This is a genomic window from Mycetohabitans sp. B2 (assembly GCF_021733735.1).
GTDB classification, from domain to species: domain Bacteria; phylum Pseudomonadota; class Gammaproteobacteria; order Burkholderiales; family Burkholderiaceae; genus Mycetohabitans; species Mycetohabitans rhizoxinica.
On record NZ_JAHKSP010000085.1, the window covers coordinates 1 to 602 of the forward strand.

The following is a 602-nucleotide window of genomic DNA, read 5'->3' on the forward strand; positions in this document are numbered from 1 at the left end:
TGGCCCGACAAGCGCGCGAGCACCGCACTCCACGCCGCGAGCACTGTCATAAATAGCGTCGTGCCGTGTTCAGCGCTTAGCTGCTTCAGCACACGCGTGGTTTGTGCATCGATCTGCACCGGCACGTGTGCACCGGCAAACGATTGCTGCGCCGGACGCGGTCGGTCGGTTGGCAACTCCAGCAGCACGGGGGCATCGGCCAGTGTCGCGCGCCAGTAGTCACTCTGATCTTCCAGTCGCTCGCCCGACAGCCACTGACGTTGCCAGGCCGCGTAATCCGGATACTGAATCGCCAGCGCGGGTAAGGACTCGGCTGGCGCCCCGACGCGCGTTGCATACAGCGCGCTGAGCTCGCGCACCAGCACGCCAATCGACCAACCGTCCGACACGATATGATGCTTTGTGAGCAGCAGTACGTGTTCGTCGTCGGTTAATTGGATACCACACGAGCGGATCAACGGCCCGTGCACCAGATCGAACGGTGCACGCGCTTCGCTGTGACTTAGACGTGCCAGCTGCGCGTCAGCATCGGGCACGCCGCGCAGATCGTGCCAGTGCAATGGCACGCCCGTGTCGGCCGGCAATAGCCGCACCTGCGGCTG

1 protein-coding gene is annotated in these 602 nt (G+C 64.1%); it reads right to left on the reverse strand.

Annotated elements, in window-relative coordinates:
• Window positions 1-602: condensation domain-containing protein (locus KPG66_RS16795; protein ID WP_237071586.1), on the reverse strand; the 602-nt coding region annotated here is incomplete at both ends.